Origin of the sequence: Kitasatospora sp. NPDC058965 (genome assembly GCF_042741245.1) — a bacterium.
Lineage (GTDB): Bacteria > Actinomycetota > Actinomycetes > Streptomycetales > Streptomycetaceae > Kitasatospora.
The window spans coordinates 1-4,521 of the sequence record NZ_JBHYKG010000480.1; the positions used below are offsets into that span (position 1 = coordinate 1).

The 4,521-nt window shown below is 71.8% G+C and carries 4 protein-coding genes; 2 read left to right on the forward strand and 2 right to left on the reverse strand.

Features of this window, described 5'->3' with window-relative positions; translation table 11 throughout:
• A partial coding sequence (locus ACFW1A_RS38930) for an NAD(P)H-binding protein (RefSeq protein WP_380418145.1) occupies nucleotides 1–876 on the reverse strand: 876 nt, incomplete at its 3' end.
• A gap of 65 nt (nucleotides 877–941) precedes the next feature.
• Between ACFW1A_RS38930 and ACFW1A_RS38935 the strand changes: the two genes are divergently transcribed.
• On the forward strand, nucleotides 942–1,580 hold the full coding sequence (locus ACFW1A_RS38935; RefSeq protein ID WP_380418147.1) for a TetR/AcrR family transcriptional regulator: 639 nt from the start codon (nucleotides 942–944) through the stop codon (nucleotides 1,578–1,580).
• 248 nt (nucleotides 1,581–1,828) lie between these two features.
• Here the strand turns inward: ACFW1A_RS38935 and ACFW1A_RS38940 are convergent, their stop codons facing one another.
• Nucleotides 1,829–2,701, reverse strand: coding sequence for a hypothetical protein (locus ACFW1A_RS38940; protein ID WP_380418149.1), 873 nt, complete (start codon nucleotides 2,699–2,701; stop codon nucleotides 1,829–1,831).
• Between the two features lie 339 nt (nucleotides 2,702–3,040).
• On the opposite strand from ACFW1A_RS38940, the gene ACFW1A_RS38945 reads away from it, so the two are divergent.
• On the forward strand, nucleotides 3,041–4,507 hold the full coding sequence (locus tag ACFW1A_RS38945) for a condensation domain-containing protein (protein ID WP_380418151.1): 1,467 nt from the start codon (nucleotides 3,041–3,043) through the stop codon (nucleotides 4,505–4,507).
• Nucleotides 4,508–4,521 lie beyond the last annotated feature (14 nt).

Genomic DNA, 4,521 nt, shown 5'->3' on the forward strand with positions numbered 1-4,521 from the left:
GTCGACGGCGGGTCGCAGGACCTCCACGCACCACTGGTGGAAGGTGGTCGGCGTGCTGTTCTCGACGGTGCGGACCACGCCCTCGTCGAGGCCGTCGGCCTTGGCGGTCGCCATGTCGGCCATCGCCCGGGCCATGCCGGGGGACGCGCCGAAGGAGAGCATCGCGGCCTCCAACGCTGCGGGCTCGACCTGTGCGTAGCGCACCGGGAAGCCGAGCACCTCGGTGACGACGGCGGCCATGTCGTGGCCCGACAGGTCCGCCGGGCCGAGCACGGGGACCTCGGCGAACCCGGTCCAGCTGCGGTCGAGCAGCAGGCGGGCGGCGGTGCTGCCGATGTCGCGGGTGGCCACCAGGGGCAGCCTGTGGTCGGGCGCGAGGGGCCCGGAGATCACGCCGTCGCCCAGGATCGTACGGATGTCGCGCAGCGTGTTGTCCATGAAGCTCGGGTTGGCGAGGGCGCGGTAGTTCGCGACCGCGGCGAACAGGTCGTCCATGGCCAGCGAGGCGGTGACGTGGCCGGCCCGGTCGGCGACGGCGGTTCCCCGGCCCAGCGCCGAGACCCCGACGACGTGGCGGACGCCGTGCGCGGCGACGGCCTCGGCGCCCGGCCTGCTGTGCTCGACGTAGGAGGTCATCGCGTCGGGGGCGCGGAGGTCGCCGGGCATCAGCCAGAACACCGCGTCGGCGCCGGCGAAGGCCTTGTCGACCACGGCGGCGTCGCGGTGGGAGCCCGTCACGATCTCGACACGGTCGCGGACGGTGGGAGAGAGTCGCTGCGGGTCGCGGACAATGACCCGGACGGGCGCGTCGGCGTCGAGGAGCTGCTCGACGACGACGCGGCCGATCTTGGCGGTGGGTGCGGTGATGACGATCACGCGTGTCCTCCGTACGAATCAGTATGTAAACTCAACCGTACCGTTTACTTGTGGAAGAGGCCACCATGCCGGCGCGACGAGGCGAGAAGCTGCGCGAACACATCCTGTGGACGGCGAAGGACGTGTTCCTCGAGTCCGGCTTCGAGCGCACCTCGATGGACGTGGTCGCCCAGCGGGCCGAGACCTCCAAGCGATCGGTCTACGCCCACTTCCCCAGCAAGGACGCCCTCTTCGCCGGGGTGGTGTCCCTGGTGCGGGAGCTCTACCTCGACCGCCTGGGCTCGCCGGAGGACTACGTCAGCGCGGAGCGGGCCGATCCGGCCGACGCGCTCGTGCGCTACTGCGGGCGGCTGCTGCAACTGCTGCTGTGGTCCTCGTCCCTGCGCACGCTGCGGATGGGGATCGCGGAGGCCGAGCGGGTGCCCGAGATCGCGTCCGGCTACTACGAGGCGGTCTTCGATGCCCCGATGGTGCGGATCGCCGCGTACGTCTGCCGGACCTGGGGCCTGACGCCGGAGGAGGCGCGGGAGGTGGCCGAGGTCCTGGTCGGCCGGGCGGTCTTCCCCGGGCTGGTCCAGGGTCTGCTCGGCGTGCGGGAGCCGATCGCCGAGCGGCCCGAGGAGGCCACCCTCGCCGCCGACGTCGACCTCGACCGGATCGCCGCGAGCGTCCGACGACTCGTCCCGGGGGCAACGGCGCACTAGGACTTGTGGCGCTCTGAGGGCAGCGGCGCCCGGCAACCGTGAATCTCGCTGTCAACGGCTGATCCCCGTACCGGCTGAGCTCGGTTCGGTGTGCCGGACGCCTCTGGTCAGAGGCTTCGGCCCCGGTCGTACGGGTTCACCGGTGGTCCTCGTGCGGCGGTGAGGACCCGGATGCCGAAGGGGTGGTCGAGAGCCTTGCTCGGGAACCGTGCGACTGCCTCGGCCAGGACTCCAGTGAGGGACGGCTGCTACTTGTCACCGGGCTTCTTCCAGAGCACGTAGCCGAAGTTCCAGGCATACGAGAAGCTCGTTCCACCCCCGGCCAGAGTGCCGTAGCGTCCCTGCTTGCTGCGCACGCACCAAACGTCGTCACCGGGCCCGCCGAAGCTCGAATAGCTGCCGTAGAGCTGGGTCGTCCAGGCGGTGTCCGGCAGGGAGGAGCAACCGGCCAGCGACGGAGCCTCCTTGGCGGTCCAGCGCGCGGCCTTTGCCCCGTTCACGGTCGCGACACTGCCGGTGACGGAGACATACAGGTCAGCGTTCTTGCCGACGTCCGGGAGGTTCTTGACCTGGCCGGTGTCCAGGTCGGCGTGCGAGTGGTCGCCGTCGATGTTGTTGTTGATGAAGTTCGACGGCCCCATGGCGACGGTCGCGTGGAGGTAGGGGATTTGGCTGGCCTGGGCGTCCGTCACCACGATCGTCGAGTCGGTGCCGGGCTCGGCGGTGATGGTGATCTTCTTGGGCTCGAGGCTCTCGATGAACTTCCCGTTCATCGCCACCACCAGCTTGTGGTCCGTGGTGACCTTGAAGACGCTGGTTTCGGCTTTCCCGTTGATGGTCTGAGCGACCAACAGGAGGGTCACATCGCCGGCTGCTGCGTCCTTCTTCTGCTCGGCCGCGACCTGCGAGGAGAGTGCGTCGACCCCGAACACGCCCATCAGCGCGACGCCCGCCACGGCGGGATCGTCCACCGCGTTCGTAGCGACGATCTCCACCAGTCGATCATGGACAATTTTCAGCACGATGGGCGTGATCGGGCTCTGCGCGGCGGCCTTCACGACCTTGTTGGCTTCGGTACAGCCGGTGGCCGCCAGTACGACGGCCAGCGCCACAGTTGCCATTCCGCGCATGCTGCCCCCTGTAGATCCCCACCCCGAGACCGCACCGCGCCGGTCGGCCGCCGCTCCCACCCATGGGACTGTCCTGGCAACAAAGCTGCCAAACAAGCCAACTGACGAACTGTCATGTGCTTGCCGAGGAGCGTCGCTCGGTGAGCCGCTCCGGTTGCCGGAAGTGTCCCGGCGGTCCCAGCCGTGCGCCGGCGGCTCCTGGGTCCCGCTGGTCTCGACGCGAGGGCGGGCCGTGCGTCAGACTCGGTGGCCGACGGCTCCCGCGCTCCCCGCACCCGGCACCGCACGTGTCACGGTCCATGTCCGCCGCGCCCCTCGGAGAGCCACACGGTGACCACCAGTCAGTTGTTGGAGATCGATTTCTCGTCCGGCCGGTCCGGCTCAGGGCCGGCCACCTGGGGCCAGCGGGCTGTCTGGGAGGCCGTTCGGCGGCTGCCGGCGGCCGATGCCCCGCGCTACAACGTCGCGGCGGGGTCCGCCCTCGACCCCGGCATGCCGCTGCCGCGGGTGCTCGACGCGCTGCGGCACCTGCTGCACCTGCACGACTCGTTGCACACCCGGTTGGCCCCGGGCGCGGACGGCGGGCTGCGCCAGGTGGTCGACCCGGCGGGGCGGTTGCCGGTGCACACCCGGGTCTGGGAACCCGGCGCCGGTCCGGTGGACCCGGCCGCGGCGGGCGAGTCGCTGCACCGGGAGCTGACGGACCGGGCCTTCGACTGCGCCCGCGAGTGGCCGTTGCGGATCGGGCTGGTCCTGGTCGACGGGCTGGTGCGGTACGTGAGCCTGGTGCTCTCGCACACCGCGGTGGACGGGGCGGGGTTGGGCCTGCTGGTGCTGGACTTCGCCGCGCTCAGCCGCGGTGAGACGCCCGAACAGCTGCTCGCGCGCCGGGGGCCGACCCAGCAACCGCTGGAGGAGGCCGAGTTCCAGACCTCCGAGCGCGGGCGGCGGCGGGACGCGGCGGCCCGCGACCACCTGCTGCGCAAGCTGCGCCTCGGTCCGCCGCGGCTCTTCCCCGAGCCGTCGGACCTCGGCGCGGACCCGTCCCGCAGGTTCCCCAACGCCGTGCTGCGCTCGCCCGCGCTCGCGGTGGCGCTCGAACAGGTGGCCGCCCGGCACCGGGTGAGCTCCGCCTCAGTGCTGCTCGCCGCGGCGGGGGCGCTGACCGCGCGGCTGTCGGGGCGGTCCGAGGCGGTGCTCCAGGTCGTGGTCAACAACCGCTTCCTGCCCGGTCTGGGCTGCGCGGTGAGCACGGTGGCGGGGGAGGGGCTCTTCCACCTGACGGACGCGGGAGGTGGGTCGGGCGGGAGCGCCGCCTTCGGCGAGGTGCTGCGCCGGGTGCACGGCGCCGCGTTCGCCGTCTACCGGCACGCGTACTACGACCGGGTGGCGCTGGACGCGCAGCTCGCCGCACTCGCGGCTGACGGGATCGTGTCGGCCGACCGTTCGTGCGTCTTCAACGACCTGCGCGACCTGGTCCCCGCCGCGCTCGCCGGGTCGGGCCCGGAGCCGGCCGGGACCGAGGCCGGGACCGAGACCGAGGCCAGGGCGGAGACCGAGACCGGGACGGAGACCGAGACCGAGACCGGGGCGGAGGACGACGACGGCGCGACGACGCTCAGTTGGCCGGTGGAGTTCGAGCCGCGCCCGGGGCTCACGTACGCCCTGGACGTGGCGCGCAGCGGGTCCGCGCTGAGCCTGTCGATGACGGCGGACAGCACCGTGCTGCCGAGGGCCGAGATGGCCCGCTTCCTGTACGGGATGGAGCAGTTGATCGTGCGGGAGGCGACCGCCTGAGCCCGGGGCACCAG

What these genes read in the sequence shown, in the direction of transcription:
- ACFW1A_RS38935 (WP_380418147.1), top strand. Translation starts at nt 942, where the DNA reads ATGCCGGCGCGACGAGGCGAGAAGCTGCGCGAACACATCCTGTGGACG.
- ACFW1A_RS38940 (WP_380418149.1), bottom strand. Translation starts at nt 2,701, where the DNA reads ATGGCAACTGTGGCGCTGGCCGTCGTACTGGCGGCCACCGGCTGTACC.